Here is a 23,708-nt window from a genome sequence, read left to right on the forward strand (position 1 = left end):
AGGCACCTGCTGTCCTGGTCTGGCCTCCCCTCTCCCTGTCCCTCCCCCCATGGGGGAGGGGACGAAGCGGCGCCGTTCGGCAACAATCCAGGCGTCGGAAAAACGGCGCGATCCTCCTACTCCGCCGCCTGCCGCTCCAGCGCCTCCGTCCCGAACCGAATCTTCGGCAGGGTGCCCATGTATTTGCAGATGATGGACAGCATCACCTCGTCGGCCCCGCCGCCGATGCTCATCAGGCGACCGTCGCGGTAATGGCGGCTGATCAGGGTCTCGTTCATGAAGCCCATGCCGCCGTAATATTGCAGGCAGGCATCCGTCAGCTCCCGCAGCAACCGCCCGGCCTTCAGCTTCGCCATGCTGGCGAGTTGTGTCGCGTCCTTGCCGCGGCAGAAGGTCTCCACCGCCCGATAGGTGAGGGAGCGCAGCGCCTCCACCTCCGTCTTCAGCTCGGCCAGGCGGAAATGGACCACTTGGTTGTCCAGGATGGGCTTCTGGAAGGCCACCCGGTCGCGGGTATAGGCGATGGTGTCCTCGATGATCAGGTCCATGGACTTCAGCACGCTGGCCGCGCCCCACATCCGCTCCTCCTGGAACTGGAGCATCTGGTAGGTGAAGCCCATGCCCTCCTCCCCGATCAGAAACCGCCGGGGGACACGAACGCCGTCGAAGAAAATCTGTGCCGTGTCGCTGGACCGCATGCCCATCTTGTCCAACTGCCGGGCGACACTGACGCCCTTCGCCTTCATGGGCACGCAGATCAGGGACTTGTTCTTGTGCGGCGGCCCGTCGCCGGTGATGGCCAGCAGGCACATCCAGTCCGCCTGGGTGCCGTTTGTGGTCCACATCTTGCCGCCGTCGATGACGTAGTCGTCCCCGTCCTTGCGGGCCACGGTGCGGATAGAGGCGACGTCGGACCCCGCCCCCACCTCCGACACGCCCAGGCACGACACCAGTTCCCCCGCGATGGAGGGGGCCAGGAACTCCCGCCGCAGCTCATCCGTGCCGAAGCGGGCAAGTGCCGGCGTGGCCATGTTGGTGTGGACGCCGATGCCCATGCCCACGCCGGGAGCCCGGGTGGCGCCGATCTCCTCCGCGAACACGGCGGAATAGCTGAAGTCCAGACCCAGCCCGCCATACTCGGTCGGCATGTTGATGCCCAGCAAGCCCAGCTTCGCCATCTTCCCGAACAACTCCTTGGCCGGGAAGATTCCCTCCGCCTCCCACTGGTCGGCGTGGGGGTCGATCTCCTCCTTCACGAAGCGGGCGACCGTGCGGGCCAGTTCCTTGTGTTCCTGGGTGAACTGCATGGGGTCCTCAGGGGGCGTGGAATGGGGAAACGGGGGCGGCGCGCAGGCGAAGCTCACGCTTCAGCACCTTGCCCACGGGGGTCTTGGGCAACTCCGGGATGATCTCCACCTGCCGTGGCCGCTTGTAGTTGGTGAGGCGTTCCTTGCAGTGCTCACGCACGGCATCCACGGTCAGGGCGGGGTCGCGGGCCACGACGAAGGCCTTCGGCGCCTCCCCCGTCGCGTCGTCGGGTACGCCGATGACGGCGCATTCCAGCACGCCCGGATGTTCGGCGATCACCGCCTCGATCTCGCTGGGATAGACGTTGAAGCCGCTGACCAGCAGCATGTCCTTGCGCCGGTCCACGATGCGCAGGAACCCGCCCGGGTCGCGCACCACCACGTCGCCCGTATGCAGCCAGCCGTCGCGCAAGGTGGCCGCCGTCTCCGCCGGCTGGTCCAAATAGCCCTTCATCACCTGGGGGCCGCGCAGCAGCAGTTCCCCAGGTTCCCCGTCAGGGACCTCGTTGCCCCCGGCGTCCACGATGCGGGCCGACAGGCCGGGCAGCAGGCGGCCGATGGACCCGGTATGGTCCTGCCCATCCAGCGGCGTGGCGGTGGCGAGGCCACACTCGGTCATGCCGTACAGCTCATGGATCGGCTGGCCCATCACTTGGCGCCAGCGCTGTTGCGTCGCCGGGGTCAGCGGGGCGGCGCCGGCCAAGCACAGGCGCAGGTGCGGCTTGGCGGCGGGGACGAACCAATCCTGGTTGGCCAGGTTGGCGAACAGGGTGGGCACGCCCGGCAGGAAGGTGGGGTGGAACCGCTCGATGGACTTCTTAAGGTTGGTCAGGGGCCGAGGGTTGGGGATCAGGATGATTTCCCCGCCCAGCTCCAGGGCCTGGAGCATCATGCCCACGCCGAAGATGTGGTAGAAGGGCAGCACCAGCAGGGTGCGCGGCGGTTCGGTCTTCCAAGGCTCCGCGAAGGCGTGGTTGATCAGCGCCATGCTGGCCAGCAGGCTGCGGTGGGTGTGCACCACGCCCTTGGACTTGCCGGTGGTGCCGCCGGTGAACCAGAGGGTGACCGTGTCATCCCCCGTCACCGCCTCGCCATAGGCCCGCACCCGCTCCGCCCCGCCGCGGACCCGCAGGGCCTGCCCCCGGGCCAGGATGTCGTCGAAGCGCCGGTGTTCCACCGGGATGGGCGGCACCATCCGCTTCACCCGGCGCAGCATGAAATGGATGAAGGCGCGGGTGGGCCTCGCAAAGAACTCGGCGATGCCGAAGGTGACCACCGGCAGCGGGCCCGCCTGCTCCAGCACCATGTCCAATTTACCGGCCAGCGCGTCCAGGACGAACAGCACCCGGGCCTTGGCGGCCTTAAGCTGGTCCGACACCTCCCGCGGGGTGTAGAGCGGGTTGATGGCGGTGGGCACCATGCCCGCCTTCAGCGCACCCCAGAAGATGACGGGGAAGGCCAGGCAGTTGGGCCCCTGCACGGCCACCACCGCGCCATGGGGCAGGCCCAGCTCCTCCCGCAGCCAGAGGGCCACGGCGTCCGATGCCTCCGCCAACTGGTTGAAGGTCAGGGTGCCGGCCATGCCGTTTGGCAGGGCGCAGCGCATGGCCGGTCGGGCGCCGTAACGGGCGCAACGGGCCTCCAGGAAAGCCACCAGGGTCGGCGGCAGGGCCATGTCCCCTGCCGCCCCCGGCGACCCACGCACCCAGGCGGAGCCATCCATGCGTCACCTCCCCAGGGATCGGGGCCCTGACTGCGCCGCCGGTTTCCCCGACTGGCGCGGCCCCATCCCATTTGCATGCAGGTTGGATTGGAATTTGGGGCGTGTCAATGGGGCGGTGGGGAGGCGAGCTATCTTCAAGGCACCACCTGTTCTCAGATGAACTTCCATTCACACCATATTGTTTTTTCCCCGCCCCCATCGCATCCTGCCCCTTCACCGGGGAAGACAAATGGCCACCAGCACGGCACGGCGGACACAAGGGGAGCGCAGCGCGGAGGCGCGGCGGCGGCTGTGTGAGGCGACGATCGACTGCCTCGCCGCCCACGGCTATGCCGGCACCACGACCCTGCGGGTGGCGGAGATCGCCGGCCTGTCCCGCGGGGCCATGCAGCACCATTTCGGCAGCAAGCTGGACCTGGTGACCGCGGCCGCAGAGTACCTGCTGGACGGCGCCCTGGCCCGGACCGTGGAGATGGCGCACCGGCTGCGGCCGGGGGAGGACCGGGTGCGGGGCTTCGTGCGCGACGCTTGGCGCAAGCTGGTGGCCAGCCCCCGCTATGACGCCATCCTGGAGATCTTCGTCGCCGTGCGCAGCGACGCGGAGCTGCGCGGCCGGATCGAGCCGGTGCTGCGCCGCCTGTCCCTCAGCCTCGCCGCCGCGGTGGGCACCCTGTTCCGCACCCGCGACGGCAGCGATCCCGCCCTTCTGGTGGGCATGACCTTCACCCTGCTGCGCGGCCTGTCGCTGGAGGCAGGCCTGTACCGGGACCCCGCCCTGGTGGAGCGGGTGCTGGACCAGTGGGCGGACATGCTGGGCGACCGGCTGGTCTTCGTGGACGAGGCCGCAGCCGCGGGCTGACGGTCAGTCGCCGCCCAGGGCCGCCGCCGCCGGGGAGGCGCCGATCCCCGGCCATGGGCCTGGAAACACTGCGCCTCCACGAAGATGCGGGAGACGATGGGGTGGGCGGCGCGCACCTGCCGCTCCACCCGGGTCACCACCCGCTCCACCTCCCCCGCCGGCAGGCTGTCGTCGAAGTCCAGGGACAGGGCCACGAACACGTCGTTCGGCCCGAAATGCATGCTCAGCAGGTCGTTGACCCCGCGCACGCCCGCCTGCTCCCCCGCGATGCGGCGGATGTCCCGGCGCACCTCCGGGTCCACGCTCTCCCCTGTCAGCAGGCGCTGGCACTCCCGGGCCAGCATCATGGCGGTGATGGCCAGCACCACCCCGATGGCGATGGAGGCGACCCCGTCCAGCCGCGGGTCGCCCAGGGCCTCTGCCGCATAGATACCGGCCAGGGCGATGACCAGCCCGGTCAGGGCGGCCGTGTCCTCGAACAGCACGGTGAAGACGCTGGGGTCCTTGCTGCTGTGGATGCCGGCCAGCAGGCCCCGGCGGCCGGCATGGCGGCGGAACTCCTTCAGCGCCACGGTCCAACTCGCCCCCTCGAACAGGATGGACAGGCCCAGCACCACATAGTTGACCCAGGGGCTCTCCACCGGATGGGGGTTCCGCACCTTGTCCACGCCCTCATAGATCGACACGCCCGCACCCAGGCCGAAGATCAGGATGGCGACGACGAAAGCCCAGAAATACAGCTGCAAACCATGGCCGAACGGGTGGTCGGGCGTGGCCGGCCGGGCGGCCCGCCGCATGCCGTACAGCAGCAGGCCCTGGTTGCCCGTGTCCACGGTGGAATGCACCGCCTCGCTCAGCATGGCGGAGCTGCCGGTATAGGCGGCGGCGGCGAACTTGGTGGCGGCGATGGCCAGGTTGCCGGCGAGCGCGGCATAGACGACGGCTTTCGAGCCATGGGCGGCCATGGGGACCCCGGGGGTTTGCGGCGGGAAGGGCCGGTGCAACAGCCCGGGCCGCAAATCCGCACCCCGCCCGGCACTTTCCGGCCATCCGGGTGGGATGCCCCTTCTGCCGTACCCCCATCCATGCAGGAAACCCTACAGACCTTCAGGGTATTGCAGGCCGGTCAGCTCACGATTCCCGCGGCAGGGGTTTACCGGCATGCCTTGGTCACAGGTCTACGATCCGCTCGGCAACCCATGGCTTTCCACGGTCATGGCCGGCATCCCGGTGCTGGTGCTGCTGGGGGGCCTGGGCTTCCTGCACATGAAAGCGCACACGGCGGCCCTGCTGGGCCTCGCCTCCGCCCTGCTGGTGGCGGTGTTCGTCTTCGGCATGCCGGCGGACATGGCGGGCAAGACGGCCCTGTTCGGCGCGGCCTACGGGCTGTTCCCCATCGGCTGGATCGTGCTGAACATCATCTTCCTCTACAAGCTGACGGAGGAGAAAGGCCTGTTCAAGGTGCTGCAGGAGAGCATCACCGGCATCACCGTGGACCGGCGCTTGCAGCTCCTGTTGATCGCCTTCGCCTTCGGCGCCTTCTTCGAGGGGGCGGCCGGGTTCGGCACGCCGGTGGCGGTGACGGGGCCATCCTGATCGGCCTCGGCTTCTCGCCCCTGGCCGCGTCGGGCCTGTCGCTGATCGCCAACACGGCCCCCGTGGCCTATGGCGCGCTGGGCACGCCGGTGATCGCGCTGGCGGGCGTGACCAACCTGCCGCTGGAGGATCTGTCCGCCATGATCGGGCGGCAGCTGCCCTTCTTCAGCGTGCTGGTGCCCTTCTGGCTGATCGTGGCCTTCGCCGGGTTCCGCGGCATGTGGCAGATCTGGCCGGCCATCCTGGTGGCAGGGGTCAGCTTCGCCGTGCCGCAGTTCCTCGTCTCCAACTATCACGGGCCCTGGCTGGTGGACGTGGTGGCGGCCATCGTCTCCATCCTCTGCCTCACCGGCTTCCTGAAGGTCTGGCGCCCGGCCCAGGTCTGGACCTCCCCCAGCGGGGCCGCCCCGGACGGCGGGCCGGTGGACCTGACGCCCCACGACCACGGCCATGACCGGTCCCTGCTGGTCCGCGCCTGGGCGCCCTGGCTGATCCTGTCGGTGCTGGTCTTCATTTGGGGCATCCCCCAGGTGAAGACCGTCCTGGACGGCATCTTCGCCCCGTCCTACGCGGTGGAGGGGCTGGACAAGATGGTGCAGCGGGTGCCGCCCGTGGTGGCTGCCCCGGCGCCGGAGGCCGCGGTCTTCAAGTTCAACATCCTGTCCATGACGGGGACGGGCATCCTGATCTCCGCCATCATCAGCGGCTTCCTGATGGGGTTCAGCCCCGCAGGATTGCTGCGCACCTATGGGCGGACGCTCTGGACGGTCCGCTACAGCCTGCTGACCATCGCGGCCATGCTGTCCCTGGGCTACACCACCCGCTATTCCGGCCTGGACGCCACCTTGGGGTTGGCGTTTGCCCAGACCGGCTTCCTCTACCCGTTCTTCGGCACCCTGCTGGGCTGGCTGGGCGTGGCTCTGACGGGGTCCGACACGGCCAGCAACGTGCTGTTCGGCAGCCTGCAACGGATCAGCGCGGAGCAGCTCGGCCTCTCCCCCACCCTGATGGCGTCGGCCAACAGCTCCGGCGGCGTGATGGGCAAGATGATCGATGCCCAGTCCATCGTCGTCGCCGCCACGGCCACCGGCTTCACCAACCAGGAAGGTACCATCCTGCGCTACGTCTTCTTCCACTCCATCGCCCTGGCCTGCCTGGTGGGGCTGGTGGTGATGCTCCAGGCCTATGTCTGGCCCTTCAGCGCCATGGTGATCCACAGCGGGGGGTAGGCACGGATCGGGCGCCGCCGGGCAAGGCCAAGACCCACCCGGCGGCGCCTCCCCCCCTCACACGAACTTGAAGTCCGTCGCCGACACGCCCCCCAGGTCCAGCCCCAGCAGCAGCATCACCTGCCCAAAGGCCGTGCCCACCAGAAGCCCCTCCGCCGTGTCGGTGAAGGAGAGCCCCGCGAAGCCCAGCCCCAACCCGCGCAGGTCGATCTTGTCGGACCCTTGGGTGAAGTCGGTGATGGTGTCCAGGCCCCAGCCCTTGGCGAAGCGGAAGATGTCGGCCCCGCTGCCGCCGGTCAGGGTGTCGTTGCCCAGCCCCCCTTCCAGCCAATCGTTGCCGGCACCGCCGTCCAGGCTGTCGTCACCGTCCTGGCCGTAGAGCTTGTCGTTGTCCCCGGCCCCGAAGATCGCGTCGTTACCCTTGCCGCCCCACAGGCTGTTGCGCAGCCCGTCGCCGATGAGGGTGTCGGCATGGTTGGAGCCCGTGACGTTCTCGATCCCGGACAGGGTGTCGCTCCCCTCCCCCGTCGCGATACCGGCGGCCAAATCCACGCGCACGCCCGTGGTGGCGGTGCGGAAGTCGGCGTTGTCGGTTCCCGCCCCGCCGATGAGCGTGTCGTCCCCCGCCCCGCCATAGAGCCTGTCATTGCCGTCGCCGCCCTCCAGCCGGTCGTTGCCGCCCAGGCCCTTCAGCGTGTCGTTGCCGGCCAGCCCCTGCATCAGGTCCCCCGCCGCGGTACCGGACAGGCTGTTGCCGGCGCTGGTCCCGAGGATGGTGTTGAGGGTCGGCGCCGTGGGAATCGTCACCGGCGGCACGTAGCGCACCGGCACGTCCAGGTAATGCAGCACCGGGTCCAACAGCAGGTCCGCCTTCACCTGCGCGTCCGTCAGCGCCGCGGCCCCCACCAGGGTGACGCTGCCGCCCGTGCCGCTGACCACCAGGTTGCCGTTGGCGCGGCTGAACAGCAGCCCCGTCGGGTCCGCCAAGCCCCAGTGGCCCAGGTCCAGCTTGTCGATCCCGGCCTCATAGTTCCGTACGGTCAGGTTGGTACCCTTGGATGCCACGAACACGTCCTGCAACCCGTCCCGGGTGCTGGACAGGTCCGCCACGGCGGAACCCACCAGCACGTCCTTGGCCGCCGTGCCGAACACCCGCCCGTCCAGGGCGGCCGCGGCATAGACCACGTTGTACCTGGCGAAGACCTCCTCTGCCGTGCCCAGCGGGCCGGTGTAGGTCAGGCGCACATGGACCTTGGTGTTGTCGAAGTCGCTGGAGCCCGCGGGGTCCAGGATCACGTCCACCCTGTCCCCCGCCTTGAGGGTCAGCACCTTGTTACGAAGGGTCACGTCCGTGCCGTAATAGACGTTGGACGACCAGACCGACGTGCCGTTGACCATGATGATGGCCTTCACGCCGGTGCTGCGGTTGTTGGCGATGGACCATTCCCCATCCAGCCGCACCATCCCGTCCTCGGTGGCCACGTAGCGCTGCATGGCCTGCGCGCCGCTCCAGCCCGTGATCATGTTGTCCCGGCCCACGGTCAGGAACGGGTTGCTGCTGATGCCGATATGGATGTCCCAACCGTTGGGGTCCGGCACCTGCTCGGACAGGGGTGTCAGCTTGCCGGTCCCGGCCGAGCGGGCGAAATAGGCCCACTTGCCCGTGTTGTAGTCCGCCAGCGTGTCAGCCGCGACCTGGGACTTGTCCAGCTTCACCTGGAAGTCGCCCCGCACATAGACCGGCTGGTCGCTGATCTTCAGCACGTCCGCCAGCACCGTGCCGCGGGCGTCATACAGGGTCCGGCTGCCGTCGAACCTCACATTCTGGTCCAGGCCCCAGACCACATGCATGTCGGGCGCCACCTTGAAGGCCTGGATGCGCGGCCCAGCCACGTCCGTGCGCACAGGCGTGTAGCTTTCCCCCATGTTCTTCAGCAGGAACTGGTGGGCGGCCAGGGCCGGGTGGGGATTCATCTGCTCGTCGAACAGGCCCATCCGCTCATAGCCCGGGTGGTCCTTGAACACGTACCAGTAAGCCGCGTCCACGCCGGAGGACGCCATGAGCGTGGTCATCTTCACCAGATAGGCCGGGCTGTCGGCCACGTCGTCCACCTTCTTCCCATATTCGGTGGCGATGATCGGCTTCTCCCCGCCGTACTTCCGCATCAGCGCGCGCAGGGCATATACCTCCTCATCCACCCCCTCGGGCGTGGGGCGGTAGGGTGCACGCTGACCGCGTCCATGTAATTCAGTGCCCCGGCCTGGAACAGCTTCTCCAGGTAGGGCAGCGGGATGCGCACGGTGGAGGCGCCCACCACCTGGACGTCGGGATATTTGGCCTTGATGGCCGTGTAGACGTCCTTCAACATCTCCGTGTAATAGAAGATGCGATCCTGGGTGGCTGGGCCAGTTACGAAGGTCCCACCATTGTATTCGTTCCAGATCTCCACCTGCTTCACTTGGCCGCCATAGCGGTCGAGCATGGCCAATGCATAGTTCACGTAACCCTGACGCCCCTCCTCCGTATAGGGCGCGTGACCGCCATCATAGTTCTTGTTGCCGAATACGAGCTGGACGAGGGGCTGGACGCCGACCGCCTTTGCCTTTGCCATGTATTGGGTGGACATCCAGGAGGGTGAGTAAGTCCCCTTCACCGGCTCCCAATTGGCCCATTGCTGCTCGTCCCTGATATGGTTAATGCCCAGTGACTTGATTGTGTCGAGAAGGCTTGTATTCCAGCCATGGGCGAAATGCGTCTGGACCCCCAACTTCATTTTAATCCCCTGAACCTATCGGCATCTCCAGACATCTTCTTATTGATTGCTTAAGACTCACCTAACGATAAACCAAACTTTAATAACTGAATCCTCGTGATTTACCCGGAGATTTGAACGACTTTCCGTCTGCTTGTCCGTCTGGCGGCGGGGCGGCGCCTTTTCCTGGCGCCGTCGGGTCTGCCTAAGCTAAAAGGAGGGTTGGCGGATTGGCCCCCCGAAAGGCAGGGTGGCCGGCGCGCCGAAAGGCACATGAACTGTTGATGCCGATGCCCCCCGCACCTTCCATCCGGCCGAGCCTCAATGCCGGCCGGCCATTGACACCCGCCCGCTCCGTCCTGTGGCTTTCCGCCGTGGCGGTCATGGTCTCCGCCGGGCTGCTCGCCCTGCTAGGGGTGCAGGAACATGGGCGGGTCTATCGGCAGGCCACCGCCGACACGCTGGGCAGCGCCCGGCAGCTGGCGGAACATGCTGAAAAGGTGCTGAGCATCCACGCCCTGGCGCTGCAGAACGTGCAGTGGACCTACGACGTGCTGGGCTGGGACCGCATGTCGGGCACGCCGTTGGTGCACCGCTGGCTGACCTCGCTGGCCGACCAGGCGCCGGAGGTGCAGTCATACTGGCTTATGGACGCCGCCGGCCAGGTGCGCGTCAACAGCTTCACCTGGCCGGCCCCTTCGCTGGACGTGTCCGACCGCGAATATTTCCGGGCCCACCAAGAGGGGGCGGACCCGGACAGGGTCCATGTGGGCGCGCCCCTGCTGGGGCGTGTCCGGCCGGACGTGTTCTTCACCCTCAGCCGACGGTTAGCGGACGCGGACGGGAACTTCGCCGGCGTGGCGCAGGTCTCGCTGATGCCGGAGTATTTCTCGCGCTTCTACGGCACCATCGCCCGGGCTTCGAAAACCACCATCATGCTGGTGAGGGACGACGGCACGGTGCTCGCCCGCTTCCCGCAGCTTGGGTCGGGCGCCGATTTCGGCAGGGTGCCGGAACTGCTGGCAGGCCCCCGCGCCGCCGGCACGCTGGAGACCGACGGCCCCGCGGACGGCGTCCGGCGCCTCTACGCCCATGTGCCGCTGGAGAAGCTGCCGGTGCAGGTGGTCTATGGCGTTGCCGTGGACAACATGCAGGCGGAGTGGGTCCGCCGCATGCGCGGGTCGCTCCTGCTGGTGCTGGCAGGCCTGGCCCTGCTGGTGCCGTTCGTGCTGCTGGCCTTCCGCAATGCCCGCCGGGCCGAACTGGCCCACGACGCACTGTTGAGCGCCAACAGCGACCTGGAGCGGCGGGTGGCCGACCGGACGGCCCACCTGGACAAGGCCCTGGCCGACCTGTCCAGCAGCGAGGAATGGCTGCGCTATGCCCAGGAGGCCGGCGGCATCGGCACGTGGGAACTCCAGGCCGGCAGCAACGCCCTTATCGTGTCGGACCAGGTCAACGCCCTGTGGGGACTGCCGGCCGGCACGCAACTCGGCCTGGAACGGATGCAGGACCCCATCCACGCGGAGGACCGCCCCGGCGTCCAGCAGGCGCTGGAGGAGACATGGGATGGCCGCCGGCCCCGGCTGGAGTTGGAGTTCCGCGTGGTGCGGCCCGACGGGACTGTGCGCTGGATGCTGTCCCGGGCGGAGGTGCGCGGTGCCGCGGACGGCAGCCCGGAGGCCATGACCGGCGTGGTCTTCGACATCACCGACCTGAAGCGCGCCCTGACCGCCCTTCAGGAGAGCGAGCTGCGCTCCACCCTGGCGCAGGAAGCGGGGGGCGTGGGGACCTGGGATTGGGACCTGGTCAACGGCGCCGTGCACTGGTCCCCCACCTACCGCCGCATCTGGGGCGTGCCGGACGGGGTCAAGCCCAGCTTCGACGGCTTAATCGCCGGCGTCACGCCCGAGGATCGGGCCCGGGTGGAGACGGCCGTGGCCGCGACCCTGGCGGGCGAGGCCCCGCTGGACCAGGAGTTCCGGATCATGCGGCCGGACGGCAGTCGGCGCTGGCTGCTGCTGCGCGGTGAACTGCTGCGCGACAAGACGGGCCGCGGTTCCCGGATGACCGGCATCTGCCGCGACATGACCGACCGCAAGGAGGCGGAGGAACGCCAGCTGCTTCTGATGCGGGAGGTTGACCACCGGGCCAAGAACGCCCTGGCCGTGGCCCAGGCGGTGGTCCGCCTGAGCCGCGCCAACACGGTGGAACAGCTCGTGGCGGCGGTGGAGGGGCGCATCTCCGCCCTGGCCCGGGCCCACAGCCTGCTGGCCACCGCCGCCTGGTCCGGCGCCGACCTGAACCGGCTGGTGCAGGACGAGCTGGCGCCCTTCGCCGAGCCGGGCCATGTCCTGCTGGAGGGGCCGGCGGTGCAGCTCATCCCCGACGTGGTCCAGTCCATCGGCCTCATCCTGCACGAGCTGGCCACCAACGCCGCCAAGCACGGGGCCCTGTCCGTCCCCGCCGGCGTGGTCCGGGTGACCTGGACCCTTGACGGCACCCGCCTGCGCCTGACCTGGCAGGAGGAAGGCGGCCCGCCGGCGGTGGAGCCCAAGCGCAAAGGCTTCGGCTCCACCCTGCTGTCCATGGTGGTGCGCCACCAGCTCCAGGGGACTACCGCATCGAATGGACGGACCAGGGCCTGCGCTGCGTGCTGGACCTGCCCGACATGACCGGCAAGAAGGCGGCGTGACCATCCGCGGCGCGGGGGAGCCACTTTCCCGCCTCGCCTGTTCTTTCCCCGACAAACAATCCGGGGGAACGGCCATGCGCTGGCAAGGCGGGCGACGCAGCGACAATGTGGAAGACCGGCGCGGGGCCGGGGGCGGTGTCGGGCCGGGCATCGGCGGCGGCGGGTTCCGGCTGGGCGGGCGTGGCGGCCTGGGCATCGGCGGCACCATCATCGTGCTGCTGCTGGCCCTGTTCTTCGGCGTGGACCCGCGCATGCTGCTGGGCGGCGGGGATGCAGGCTACGGCCCGGCCCCGGCTACCAGACGGAAGGTGACCCGCAGGTGGCCTACGGCCCGCCGCCCGCCGCCACCGCGGGCCAGGACCCGCAAGGTGAGTTCGTGCGCGTCGTGCTTGGCTATACCGAGGATGTCTGGAACGAGCAGTTTCGCAGCCTGGGGCAGGATTACCGGGAGCCGACCCTGGTGCTGTTCAGCGGCAGCGTACAGTCCGGCTGCGGCTCCGCCCGGTCCACCATGGGACCCTTCTACTGCCCGCTGGATGAAAAGCTGTACATCGACCTCACCTTCTATGACGAGTTGCGCCAGCGCCTGGGCGCGCCGGGGGACTTCGCACAGGCCTATGTGATCGCCCATGAGGTGGGCCACCATGTGCAGAACCTGCTGGGCATCTCCGGCCAGGTGCAACAGGCCCGCCGGACGGCCGGCAGCGAGGCGGAGTCCAACGCCCTGTCCGTGCGGCTGGAGCTGCAGGCCGACTGCCTGGCCGGCGTCTGGGCCCACCACACCCAGGAACGGTTCAAGGTGCTGGAGGCCGGGGACGTGCAGGAGGCCATGGGCGCCGCGGCGGCGGTGGGCGACGACCGGTTGCAGAAGCAGTCCCGCGGCGTGGCGGTGCCCGACAGCTTCACCCATGGCAGCGCCGAGCAGCGCACCCGCTGGTTCGACACCGGCTTCCGCCAGGGCACCATCGAGGCCTGCAACACCTTCAAGGGTTGAGGACGGCGGCCAGCCTCTTGCCCACGGGCTCCAGCGCGTACTCCCGCTCCACCCGCGCCCGCGCCCTCTCCCCCAGGGCGCGGGCCCTGGGCGGGTCGTCCAGCAGCCGCAACAGGGCGGCGGCCAGGGCGTCCGGGTCCTCCGGCGGGACCAGAAGGCCGCCGCTGCCCTCCCCCTCCGCCAGCACGTCGCGGATGCCGTGGGTCTCCGCCGCCACCACGGGCAAGCCGCAGGCCATGGCCTCCAGCGGTGCCACGGGGAAGCCTTCCTGGCGGGAAGCGATGACATAGGCGTCGGCGGCCGACAGGGCCCGCACCACCGCCTTCCGGTCCAGCGTATAGCCCCGGTTCCAGGTCAGGCCCGGCACCGGGTCGGCCGCAAGCAGGGCCTGTAGCCTGTCCCCGTCCGCGCCGTCCCCCAGCAGCAGCAGCCGGATGTCCTGCCCCGGCCGGGCAGCCGCCACCTGCCGCCACGCCGCGAGCAACAGGTCCAGCCCCTTGCGCCGGATCTCCACCCGCCCGTGGCAGACAACCACCCGCGCCCCTTCCGGGATGCCCAGGGCGGCGCGGGAGTCCGCCTTGTCCCGGGCCTGCCAGATCCGCAGGTCCAGCGGGTTGCCGATGCGGTGCAGCCGGCAGGGGTCCAGGCCATAGCGGGCCTTCAGCCGCTCAAGTTCCGCCCCGCTGCCCACCACCAGCCCCGCCGCGGACTTGAGCGACCGGGGGCGGATACGGTCCTCGATGCCGGGCGGGTGCCCGTCCCCCCCCTGGAAGGTGGCGAAGACCGGGATGCCCATGCGCCTGCCCAGCCGGACCGCCAGGTCGAAGCGGGCGTACTCATACTCCTGGACCATCAGGGCGGTGCAGCCCTCGCCCCGCAGCACCGCCTCCAGCGCCGCCCCGGGGAAGGCCATGTAGGGCAAGGCCTGCCGCAACAGGTCCGCCGCCGGGCGCAGGGGCCGAGGCACCGGCCCGAACATGGCCTGGGCGGTCCAGCCATAGGGGTCCCTCACCCGCCGAACCACCTTGGCATAGGCCGGCGGCACCGGCAGCCGCACCATGACGGCCCCGCTCCCGGCATGGATGGTGCGGACGAGGCCCATCTCGTTGGTGCGGGTAAAATGGGCGGCACGGGAGGGATAGGCGATCACCGTCCGCCAGCCCGCCTTTGCCAGGGCCTGGGCATAGCCGAACAGCCAGCCGCCGGTCATGCCCTGCTCGAAATCGTCCACGGTCAGGCCGATGGGGTCGAGGAAATCCTCCACCACGTTGCCCCAGGGCAGCAGCGCCACGGTGCCGCCGGCCATGTCCGCTCAGCCCCTGCGCCAGACGGCGGCCACTTCCTGGCACCGCTCCGGGCCCGGGGTGGCGATGTAGCCAGCCCAGCTCAGCGGGGCCAGCAGGGTGCAGAGGGCGACCTTGGCCTTCTGCGGCAGCCAGGAAAAGGCCACGTCATGCCCGATCACCGACAAGGCCGTGATGAAGCCAACCGCATTGTCCGGCCTGGCCCCGAACAGCCTTTCCAGCTCGGCCATGGCATAGCCGCGGCGGACATGGCCCCACTCCGCCATCAGCTCCGCCTCCGGGCGGCAGATGGGGCGCATCCAGCCATGGTAGGGGTGGCGCCAGTCCGCGCAGGGGGTGCTGACCAGCACGTGCCCGCCCGGCCGCACCACCCGCAACGCCTCCTTCGCCACGGCCGCGTCGTCGGGCACGTGCTCCAGCAGGTCGAACAGGGTCACCGCGTCGAAGCTGCCCGTCTCGAACGGGAGGTTGGTGGCATCACCGCCCACGAACCGGACACGGGGCCCCTGGTTGCAGGGGGCCTTGGCGTATTTGGTGTCCAGCTCCAGGTTCACCACCTGGGCGCGGGGATAGAGCAGGCCGGTCAGCCCGCTCTGCCCCCCGCCCACCTCCAGCACCCGGCGCACGCCGGTGGCCGGGGCGATGCGGTGGATGGCGCGCATCTTCTCCCGGTAGAAGAACCCCAGGGTCAGCGGTCGGGGAAACGGGTTGCCTGCCAGGAAGGCGGCGAGGGCGGCCTTGTCGGGTACCTCGGCCGCGGGGGCCGGGGCGGGCGCCAGTTCGGCGATGCTGCTCATTCGCGGGCCTCCTTGCCCAGGCGGGCACCTTCCCACAGGCCGGACAGGCAGCCCCCCAGCTCCACCGCCAGCAGGGCGTTGCGCCGCCGGTCGCCCCGTCGGAGCAGGGTACGGGCGGACAGCTTGACATAGTGGGCCGGCAGCGACAGGCCGATGCGCCGGACGTTGCCCCAGTGCCGGTGGCGGGCGAACTGCACCAGCAGGGCCGCCACATGGCCCTTCATGTAGGCATGGACCTGCCCCCGCAGCGCCGACCATTCCCGCCGGTGGTGGTGCAGGACGACGGCGGTGGGGTCGTACCGGCAGGTGAGGCCGGCTGCCAGCAGCCGGTACCACATCTCCGAATCCTCGCTGCACCCGGCGGCCCCGGCCCCCAGCCGCTCGTCGAACAGGCCAACGCCCTGGAACACGTCCCGCCGGAAGGCCATGTTGGCCCCCGCCCCCAACCGCCAGACTGGGGCGCCTTGGCGGCGGTAATCGTCCAGGAAATCCGGCCCGAAGGCCACCGGGCGGAAGCCGCCGGAGAAGCCCCCGAAGCCCTTCTCGAACACCACCTGGGCGTCTGTCTCCAGGCTGGCGGGCAGCACCAGGCCGGTCACCGCCGCCACTTCCGGCCCGGTGAAGGCGCAACGCAGGCGCAAGGCCCAATCGGGGCGCACCTCCACGTCGTCGTCGGTGAAGGCCACCAGGTCGCCTTTGGCGGCCCGGATACCGGCATTGCGGGCGCGGCTCAGCCCCGGCCGCGTCTCGGCCACGTAGCGCACCCAGGGCCGGCCCTGCACGACGGCGAAGGTGCCCGGGTCGGCGGGGTCGTTGTCCACCACCAGCAACTCGTCGATGTGCCCGCGGCAGGCCTCCAGCGCGTCCAGGCACTTGGCGAGGGCATCGGGCCGGCGCCGGGTGCAGACGATGACGGACAGGGTCCCCGCCGACCGGCAGCGCGCGGCCTGCCGGGCCAGTTCCTCCTCCAGGGCGCGGAAGGGGTCCTCGACCGCCAGCAGGGCGGCCAGGTCGGCCCCAGCCGCGCGGCGGCGGGCCGGGCTGCGGTACAGCGTGCGGTCCTCGAACCCGGGCAGGCCCAACAGGCCGCCCAGGGCCGGGGCGATGGCCTGCACGGCATCCACCCGCACCGCGGCCGCCGGCCGGGGCAACTCCCCCACATCATATTCCCGACACCCGAGGGGCGTGCCCTTCCATTGCCAATAGACCAGCAGCTTCCGCCAGGGTGGCGAGATCTCCAGGTCCGGCAGGGGTTCGGACAATTCCAGGTGCAGGATGCGCCAAGGGGCCGGGGTCATGGGAAGCGCCTCCGGATTTCCGCGGTCCGGCGAAGGGACCGGTCATACTCGCCAAGGATGCCCGTGACGGCGCCGCGCAGCTCGGCCACCACCATGCCGACGGGCACGTCGCCCTTTCCCCGCAGGGCACGGGCCAGTTCCCGCCCCTGGTGACGCAGCCACCAGAAGATCAGCCAGGAAAACCGCCGCCGCGCGGCCGGGTCGGACCGGCGGGACTTGGTGACAAAGGCCATGAAGCCCTGCCCCCAGGTCCAGTACTGCCGCTTCAGCCCCGCCATGTCCTTGCGGTGCTCATGGGCCAGCGCGTAGTCCGGGTCATAGACCAGCGGCCGGCCGGAGCGGACCACCCGGTAGAAGATGTCCAGGTCCCCGCCGCCTGGCAGGGGGCGGCCGGTGTCCAGCGCCTCGTCGAAGCCGCCGAGCGCGATCAGCACCTCCCGCGGGAAAGCCATGTTGCAGCCGGCGCCGAAGGTCCCGGCCCCGCAGGGATGCACCCTGTTGCGGGGGTCCACTGGCATGTGGCGGATGCGGCGGTAGCCACGGCCGAAGCCGCCCCGCCGCTCGAACAGCACCTGGGCTTCCGTCTCCAGCGCGAAAGGCAGGACCAGCCCGGTGAAGCCGCCCGCGTCCGGGTTGTCCGCCCAGGCCCGGCGCAGGCCGGCCAGCCAGCCGGGCGTCACCACCGCGTCGTCGTCCACATAGGCCAGCAGCCCGTCCCGGCTGGCGGCGATGGCCTTGTTGCGGGCGAAATCCAGGCCGGGGCGCGGCTCCATGGCATAGTCCACGCCGGGGAAGCGGGCGACCACCGCCGCCGTCGCCCCATCGCTGGGGGCGTTGTCCACCACCAGGATGCGGAAGGTCGTCCGGTCCTCCGCCACCCATTCCGGCAGTGCGGTCAGGGCCGCCAGGCAGCGCTCCACCAGGTCCGGGTGGTCCTTGGTGCAGATGCAGGCGGTGACCGGCAGGGGCGGCGGCGCCGGTTCCCCCGCCGCCAGCGCTGCCAGGGCGCGCTGTTCCAGCAGGCTGGTGCCGGCGGCCTTGGCCACCAGCGCCTCCAGCCGCCCGCGTCCGACCACCTCCCCCGGCTTGCCCGGTTCCATCACCATCCCGGCGGGCCGGCCACGGTGGCGGACGACCAGGGCGAACCCGTTTTCCTCCGTGCCCAGGGCAAGGCTGTCAGGAAGGTTCTCGATATCCAGCGTGTGCAAGGCATAGGGCATGGCGGCTATCCCGCGGTCTGGCGGGCGCCGGCCGCTTGGGCGGGGCGCTCCTGATAGGCGTGGAGCTGGGCGAACAGGCCGCGGCGGGCCAGCAGGGTGGCATAGGCCCCCTGCTCCACCACCCGTCCCTGGTCCAGCACGACGATGTGGTCGGCCAGCGCCAGGCTGTCCAACCGGTGGGTGATGACCAGCACGGTCCGGCCCTGGCGGAAGGTCTCCAGCGCCTCCCGCACCAGATGCTCGGCACGGCTGTCCAGGGCTGCGGTGGCCTCGTCCAGCAGCAGGACGTCCGGTTGGCACAGCATGGCGCGGGCCAGCGCGATACGCTGGCGCTGCCCGCCGGACAGCCGCATGGCCCGGTCGCCCAGGGGCGTGTCAAAGCCCTGCGGCAGGGCGGCGATGAAGCCGTCGGCCTGGGCCATCCGGGCGGCCTGCTCCACCTCCGCCCGCGTGGCGTCGGGGCGGCCATAGGCGATGTTGTCGTGGACCGTGCCGCTGAACAGCACCACGTCCTGGGCCACCACCCCGATGCGCCGCCGCCAGGCGCGCAGGTCCAGGGCAGGCAACGGCGTGCCGTCCACCAGGATGGTGCCGTCCTGCGGGTCGAAGAAGCGGCAGAGCAGCCCGGCCACGGTGCTTTTCCCCGCGCCGGACGGGCCGACCACGGCGGTGACCTTGCCCGCCGGGATGGTGAAGCTGGCCTCCCGCAGGGCCGGCTCCCCCTCCCCATAGCCGAAGGTGACCCGGTCGAACGCCACGCCGCGGGTGAGCGGGCCTGGGACCCCGGTCCCGCCGCGGATCACGTCCCGCTCCGCCGGGTGCAGCAGGCCGAACACCTCCGCCACCGGGCCCGCCAGGGTGGACAGGGCCGTGCGGTGGGCGATCAGTTGGCGCACCTGCGGCTGCAGGCGGTAGAGGATCAGCGCGAAGGCCGCCATGGAGGGCAAGGCGCCGCGGTCCTGCACCAGCAGCGCCGCCAGCATGCCCAGGACCAGCAGGGCCGACAGGCTCTCGAACAAGGGCGACGCCAGGGCCGTCATCCGCTCCATGCGGAAGAAGCTGTGGCGTACCCGCTCCGACGCGGCGGCGAAGCGCTCCGCCTCCCGCTCCTCCTGGCCGAAGGCGCGGATCACCCGCATGCCGCCCAGCGCCTCCCACATGCGGTCGGCAAAGGCCTTGTTGGCCGCCACCCCCGCCGCGCTCAGCCGCCGGGCCCGGCGTGTCACCAGATGCACCAGCAGGGCGATGCCCCCCAACGCCCCGGCCACCACCAGGGTGGCCCGCCAGTTGATGGCCAGCAGCAGGGCGACGAACAGCAGGATGGTGCAGACATTGGCGATGGCCGCCAGCAGCACCGACAGGGCGCGGGTGGCGCTCCAGGTCTCCGTCGCCAGCCCGTTCATCAGGGTGCTGGAGCGCTGGCCCTCGAAGCAGGCCTGGCTCATGCCCAGGAAGCGGTGGAAAAGCTGGCTGCGCAGCCTGTGCCCGGCCTGCCCCGCCAGCCAGGAGGCAGCCGTGGACCCGGCATATTGCAGCAGGGACTTCAGGCAGATGCAGCCGAAGATGGCCAGGACGATGGCCGGCATCCGCCAGTCTTCCGGGATGCCCTGGCCCAGGGCCGCCAGCCGCCCCACCAGGTCGCCGCCCACCGGCAGGGGCGCGTCGGCGAAGCTGTGCAGCAGCGGGATGAACAGGGAAAGCCCGATCCCCTCGAACAGCGATGACAGGATACCCAGCCCGATGACGGCGGCCAGCGGCCCCGGCCAGCGTGCGGCCAGGGACCACAGGGCGCGCAGGCCCCGGCGTGGGGGCGGGTCAACCCGCGCGGGCATGGGTCTCGTACCGGGCAGGGTCATGGTCGGTGCCCTGGGCCGGGTTGTCCAGCCATGACCGGATGGAGCGGCGCAGGGCCGGTCCCTGCGACCAGTACCCGCCGTAGGCGCGGAGCTGCCCGCGGAAGAACGCGGCGGAGATGCGGGCCGACAGGACATCGGCCGGGCTGGTGGCCCCCATCCGCGCCAGCCGCCGCTTGCCCAGCTTGGCGGTGGCGGCCAGCACGCGGGGCACGGGGCTGCGCCACAGCGCCTTCAACCCCTTGCCCTGCCGCTGCCAGATCACCTGGCGATAGGTCTCGATCAGCGGGACGGAGCGGCCAAGCTCATAGAACAGGCCCTCCAGATAGCCCTCCGTGAGGCGCCTCGGCGTCATCAGGTGCTGGAAACGCAGGCTTGGCTGGAACCAGGTGTCCCAGCCGTCGGCCACCAGGGCGAGGCACAGCTCCGCATCCTCGCCGGAGGCCAGCCCGGCCCCCGTGCGCCCTGTCAACAGGGGGGTGAAGCCACGGTCAAGCAGCGACAGCACCGCCGACCGGCGCACCGTCAGCCCGGCACCGTAGAAGATGTCCCCCAGGGGAACGGGCCCGCCGCCAGCCGGTCCCTGCGGCCCCACCGCATAGCCGTGGCGGAAGCGCTGGAACCAGGGGGGCCGCCGTCCGCGGGGAAGCGTGCCTCCCCTTCCGCCCCGACCAAGCCGACCGTCGGGTGCTCTTCCATGGTGCGCAGGGCCGTGGCGACCCAGTCCGGTGCCATCCAGGTATCGTCGTCCACGAAGCTCAGCACCTCGTGCCGGGCGGCGCGGATCCCGGTCAGGCGGGCATGCACGAGCCCGAGCCGCGGCTCCGGCACGACGCGCAGGGGCGCCGTCGCCCCTTCACGCTGCCAGACTTGCCGGGCGAGGTCGGCGGTACCGTCGGTGGAACCGTTGTCCACCAGCACCACTTCATAGCCCTGGCCCACAATCAGGCGCTGCCGGGAGAGGTGCGACAGGCAGTCGCCGATGCGGTCACGGGCATTGTGCGCGCACAGGACAAAGGAAAGGCTGTTGTCACCCAGCACGACTTCTCCCCCGCCGGCCCCCGGGACTTGGGACCGCCCAGGCGGCCCTACTGAACTATGCCTGTCCGCTTAGCCCGTTGCCTTTGGGAATAGGGCTTAGGCTGGGGCAGTGACGGGATAATTCGGATTGAACGCATTTTACCGATCGGCGAATCCAGGCGCGACCGCATAGCGGCGTATGCATATATGGGCAAAACACGGCAGATGTCCGTCCCTGGGACACAGGTTTCCAGCGGGGAGGACCTGTGTCATGACCGGATCGTTGCTGCAGATCGTCGTCTGCACCTACAACAACGCGCCAATGCTCGACCGGACCCTGGCGGGGCTGGCCGCTCAGGACGCCCCGCGCGACGGGTCCTGGGCCGTCATGGTGGTGGACAACAATTGCACGGACGACACGCCGGACGTGGTTGGACGTCACCGGGCGGCGGGCCTCGTCCCCGGGCTTGTCCGCGTGCCTGAACCGGTGCAGGGCCTGACCCCTGCCCGCCGCCGCGGGGTGGTGGAAGCCGCGGCCCCCTGGGTGGCCTTCGTGGACGATGACTGCCTGTTGGCGCCCGACTGGGTGCGACATGCCTTGGACTTCGCCCGGTCCCACCTGGGAACGGCCGGCTTCGGTGGGCGGGTGGTGCTGGACTGGCAGGGTGAGCCCACCCCGCTGGCCGTTCGCCACGGCTGGTGCTTCGCGGCCCAGGACCGCGGCGACCAGACGCTGGCCGTGGATTTCCTGGTGGGGGCCGGCATGGTGGTGAACCGCGACGCCCTGGCGGCCACCGGCTGGCTGGACCGGCAATACCTGGATGACCGGGTCGGCAAGCGCCTGGTATCCGGCGGGGACGTGGAGATCGCGTTGCGCCTCGCCGCCACGGGCCGCGGGCTCTGGTACGTGCCGGGGTGTGTGCTGCGCCATGCCATCCCGGCCCGGCGGACCACCGTCCGCTACCTCATGCGCATGACGGCAGGCCTCGGCCGCTCCCAGGCGCTGGCGGACTCCCTGGGACAGCGCCCGGCAGCCGGCTGGTCGGCGGCGGTGGCATGCAAGGCGCTGCGCCACGCCGGCAGCCTGGGCCCCCTTGCCCTGGGGGTGCTGCGGGGGCGCCGTGGCCGCGGCGACCTGCTGCTGGCGGCCTGCTTCGCCTGGGGACGGCTAACAGGGGCGGCGGGCCTGGCCGCCCAGGATCTCACCGCCCGCCTGCCCGAATTCGTGGGCTGCGCGGTGCCGGCCCGCCGGACTGGACAGAACTCCTAGACTGCGCCAGGATGGGCAGGTCGCCTGTATCGGGCGCGCCGGGTCTTGGACAGTGCGGAATGCGGCAAGCTGCTGGTTTTAAAGTGACAAAGGAGACATGGTCGGAACCGCGTCACCTTTGTCACCTTAAGACAGTTTCCCTATGCGGATCAACGTCCTGGGAAGGAGACATGGTCACCTTAAGCGTCACCTTAGCGTCTCCTCAGGTCACCTTAAGGTCACCCCAGGTCTCCCAAGCCACGCCCAGCCCCCGGGTCAGGACCGGCCGTAATGGTCGGCTAGGCGGACGATATCATCCTCCCCCAGGTAGCTGCCGGTCTGCACCTCGATCAGGTGCAGCTCCGCCGGGCCCAGGTTCTCAAGGCGGTGCACCGCCTCGCGCGGGATGTAGACGGACTCGTTGGCGCGGATGGTGCGGACCTCGTCGCCGACGGTGACGATGGCCTCCCCGTCCACCACGACCCAGTGCTCCGACCGGTGGTGGTGGTATTGCAGGGACAGGCTACGGCCGGGATAGACGGTGATGCGCTTGACCTGGAAGCCGCTGCCGTCATGGACGGACTGGTAATAGCCCCAGGGGCGGTAGACGCGCTTGTGCTCCAGGTGCTCCCGGCGGTCATCGGCCTTCAGGCGGGTGACCACCTGCTTGACCTCCTCCACCCGGTCCTTGGCGGCGACCAGCACGGCGTCTTCGGTGACCACCACCACGGCGGACTCCAGCCCCACCGCGGCCACCAGCTTGCCGTCCGTGGTGCGGACATAGGTGTCGCGGCTGTCCACCAGCATCACGTCGCCCAGGGTGACGTTGCCGTCCGCGTCCTTCGAAGCGATGTCCCACAGGGCGGACCAGGAGCCCACGTCCGTCCAACCCAGGTCGCAGGGGATCACGCAGGCCCGGTCGGTCCGCTCCATCACCGCGATGTCGATGGAGACGGAAGGTGCCGCCGCGAAAGCCGCCGGGTCCAGGCGCAGGAAGTCCAGGTCGCGGGCGGCGCGCATCAGCGCCTGCCCCGTGGCGGCGGGCACCGCGGGCTCGAACCGCTCCAGCTCCGCCAGCAGCAAGGCCGCCGGGGCCAACAGGATGCCGCTGTTCCAGAGATGCCGCCCGCCGGCCACATACTCCTCGGCCACGGCGCGGCAGGGCTTCTCGGTGAAACGCTCCAGCACGTGGACGCCCTCATGCCCGTCGAAGGCCGCCCCCACCTGGATGTAGCCGTAGCCGGTGTGCGGGCCGGCGGGCCGGATGCCGAAGGTGACGATATAGCCATGGCCCGCCAGGGCCGCCGCCTTCGCCACCACCTCATGGAAGGCGGGGACGTCCAGCACGGCATGGTCCGCCGGCAATGCCAGGACCAGGGCCTCCGGATCCGCCTCCACCGCCAGCGCCGCCGCCACCGCCAGGGCCGGGGCGGTGTTGCGGCCGGCAGGTTCCAGGACCAGGTGGCGGGGGCTCACCCCCACGGCGCGGAGCTGTTCCGCCACGGCGAAGCGGTGTTCCTGGTTGCAGACCACGATGGGGTCGGCGAAGGCGGGGCCGTGCACCCGCAGGGCCGTCTCCTGCACCATGGTGCGCTCCCCGCACAGGGGCAGGAGCTGCTTCGGGTAGCGCTCCCGCGACAGGGGCCAGAGCCGTGACCCTGACCCGCCGGACATCAGCACCGGGATGATGCGCGCGCCCTGCCTTGCCATGCTGGCCCCCTCCGACACTTGCTTGCCGCCGTTACGGTCAGCGGCAGGATAAGGACCGCCGGCCCCAGGACCGCAGGGGGCATCGGGACTAGCCGTGTTGT

16 protein-coding genes and 3 pseudogenes are annotated in these 23,708 nt (G+C 70.2%); 6 read left to right on the forward strand and 13 right to left on the reverse strand.

The window, feature by feature from the left end; all coding sequences use genetic code 11:
• Positions 1–116: 116 nt before the first annotated feature.
• Together HHL28_RS09260 and HHL28_RS09265 are read right to left on the reverse strand one after the other, a co-directional pair.
• Entirely contained in the window at positions 117–1,307 is a 1,191-nt protein-coding gene (locus HHL28_RS09260) for an acyl-CoA dehydrogenase family protein (protein WP_075768698.1), read from the reverse strand.
• Positions 1,308–1,314: 7 nt separating this feature from the next.
• Positions 1,315–3,030 (reverse strand): AMP-binding protein, encoded by a 1,716-nt coding sequence (locus tag HHL28_RS09265; RefSeq protein ID WP_083698724.1) that lies wholly within the window; start codon positions 3,028–3,030, stop codon positions 1,315–1,317.
• Between the two features lie 229 nt (positions 3,031–3,259).
• Here HHL28_RS09265 and HHL28_RS09270 point away from each other — a divergent pair, with 229 nt between their 5' ends.
• A complete protein-coding gene (locus tag HHL28_RS09270) occupies positions 3,260–3,889 on the forward strand; it encodes a TetR/AcrR family transcriptional regulator (protein WP_075768697.1) in 630 nt (209 codons plus the stop codon).
• Positions 3,890–4,020: 131 nt separating this feature from the next.
• Here HHL28_RS09270 and HHL28_RS09275 read toward each other — a convergent pair.
• A pseudogene (locus tag HHL28_RS09275) lies at positions 4,021–4,854 on the reverse strand (cation diffusion facilitator family transporter); the annotation flags it as partial.
• A gap of 250 nt (positions 4,855–5,104) precedes the next feature.
• Here HHL28_RS09275 and HHL28_RS09280 point away from each other — a divergent pair.
• Positions 5,105–6,714, forward strand: a pseudogene (locus HHL28_RS09280) (L-lactate permease).
• A 57-nt stretch (positions 6,715–6,771) separates the two neighbouring features.
• Here HHL28_RS09280 and HHL28_RS09285 read toward each other — a convergent pair.
• Positions 6,772–8,913, reverse strand: coding sequence for a calcium-binding protein (locus HHL28_RS09285; protein WP_169655024.1), 2,142 nt, complete (start codon positions 8,911–8,913; stop codon positions 6,772–6,774).
• Positions 8,880–9,326, reverse strand: a complete 447-nt coding sequence (locus tag HHL28_RS09290; RefSeq protein WP_169655027.1) for a hypothetical protein — start codon at positions 9,324–9,326, stop codon at positions 8,880–8,882. Before HHL28_RS09290 ends, HHL28_RS09285 begins: the two co-directional genes overlap by 34 nt.
• A 425-nt stretch (positions 9,327–9,751) precedes the next feature.
• Between HHL28_RS09290 and HHL28_RS09295 the strand changes: the two genes are divergently transcribed.
• The 3 genes and pseudogenes from HHL28_RS09295 to ypfJ all read left to right on the forward strand — a co-directional run bounded on the left by HHL28_RS09295 (position 9,752) and on the right by ypfJ (position 13,156).
• Entirely contained in the window at positions 9,752–12,142 is a 2,391-nt protein-coding gene (locus HHL28_RS09295) for a PAS domain-containing protein (protein WP_169655030.1), read from the forward strand.
• Between the two features lie 94 nt (positions 12,143–12,236).
• Positions 12,237–12,377, forward strand: a pseudogene (locus HHL28_RS18515) (neutral zinc metallopeptidase); the annotation flags it as partial.
• Positions 12,378–12,481: 104 nt separating this feature from the next.
• Entirely contained in the window at positions 12,482–13,156 is a 675-nt protein-coding gene (gene ypfJ, locus HHL28_RS09300) for a KPN_02809 family neutral zinc metallopeptidase (RefSeq protein WP_169655032.1), read from the forward strand.
• On the opposite strand, the gene HHL28_RS09305 is transcribed toward ypfJ, so the two are convergent.
• From HHL28_RS09305 to HHL28_RS09335, 7 genes are read right to left on the reverse strand one after another with little or no spacing between them, the layout of a single operon-like run.
• Positions 13,146–14,462: a glycosyltransferase family 4 protein gene (locus HHL28_RS09305; protein ID WP_075768691.1), complete on the reverse strand. Its 1,317-nt coding sequence runs from the start codon at positions 14,460–14,462 to the stop codon at positions 13,146–13,148. The two genes, ypfJ and HHL28_RS09305, sit on opposite strands and share 11 nt — an antisense overlap.
• A gap of 6 nt (positions 14,463–14,468) precedes the next feature.
• Positions 14,469–15,257, reverse strand: coding sequence for a class I SAM-dependent methyltransferase (locus tag HHL28_RS09310; RefSeq protein WP_075768690.1), 789 nt, complete (start codon positions 15,255–15,257; stop codon positions 14,469–14,471).
• Positions 15,254–16,555 (reverse strand): glycosyltransferase family 2 protein, encoded by a 1,302-nt coding sequence (locus tag HHL28_RS09315; RefSeq protein WP_075768689.1) that lies wholly within the window; start codon positions 16,553–16,555, stop codon positions 15,254–15,256. Before HHL28_RS09315 ends, HHL28_RS09310 begins: the two co-directional genes overlap by 4 nt.
• A complete protein-coding gene (locus tag HHL28_RS09320; RefSeq protein ID WP_075768688.1) occupies positions 16,552–17,775 on the reverse strand; it encodes a glycosyltransferase family 2 protein in 1,224 nt (407 codons plus the stop codon). The genes HHL28_RS09315 and HHL28_RS09320 overlap by 4 nt, the downstream gene beginning before the upstream one ends.
• 5 nt (positions 17,776–17,780) lie before the next feature.
• Positions 17,781–19,607, reverse strand: coding sequence for an ABC transporter ATP-binding protein (locus HHL28_RS09325; protein WP_075768687.1), 1,827 nt, complete (start codon positions 19,605–19,607; stop codon positions 17,781–17,783).
• Positions 19,591–20,151 carry a hypothetical protein gene (locus HHL28_RS09330; RefSeq protein WP_169655034.1) on the reverse strand — a complete coding sequence of 187 codons (561 nt, stop codon included), beginning with the start codon at positions 20,149–20,151 and terminating at the stop codon, positions 19,591–19,593. Before HHL28_RS09330 ends, HHL28_RS09325 begins: the two co-directional genes overlap by 17 nt.
• 2 nt (positions 20,152–20,153) lie before the next feature.
• Positions 20,154–20,669, reverse strand: coding sequence for a glycosyltransferase family 2 protein (locus HHL28_RS09335; RefSeq protein WP_169655036.1), 516 nt, complete (start codon positions 20,667–20,669; stop codon positions 20,154–20,156).
• 250 nt (positions 20,670–20,919) lie between these two features.
• Here HHL28_RS09335 and HHL28_RS09340 point away from each other — a divergent pair, with 250 nt between their 5' ends.
• On the forward strand, positions 20,920–21,918 hold the full coding sequence (locus HHL28_RS09340) for a glycosyltransferase (protein ID WP_075768685.1): 999 nt from the start codon (positions 20,920–20,922) through the stop codon (positions 21,916–21,918).
• A 255-nt stretch (positions 21,919–22,173) separates the two neighbouring features.
• On the opposite strand, the gene HHL28_RS09345 is transcribed toward HHL28_RS09340, so the two are convergent.
• A complete protein-coding gene (locus tag HHL28_RS09345) occupies positions 22,174–23,607 on the reverse strand; it encodes a mannose-1-phosphate guanylyltransferase/mannose-6-phosphate isomerase (RefSeq protein ID WP_075768684.1) in 1,434 nt (477 codons plus the stop codon).
• Positions 23,608–23,708: the final 101 nt, after the last annotated feature.

The organism is Aerophototrophica crusticola (assembly GCF_012913305.1).
Classification (GTDB): domain Bacteria; phylum Pseudomonadota; class Alphaproteobacteria; order Azospirillales; family Azospirillaceae; genus Niveispirillum; species Niveispirillum crusticola.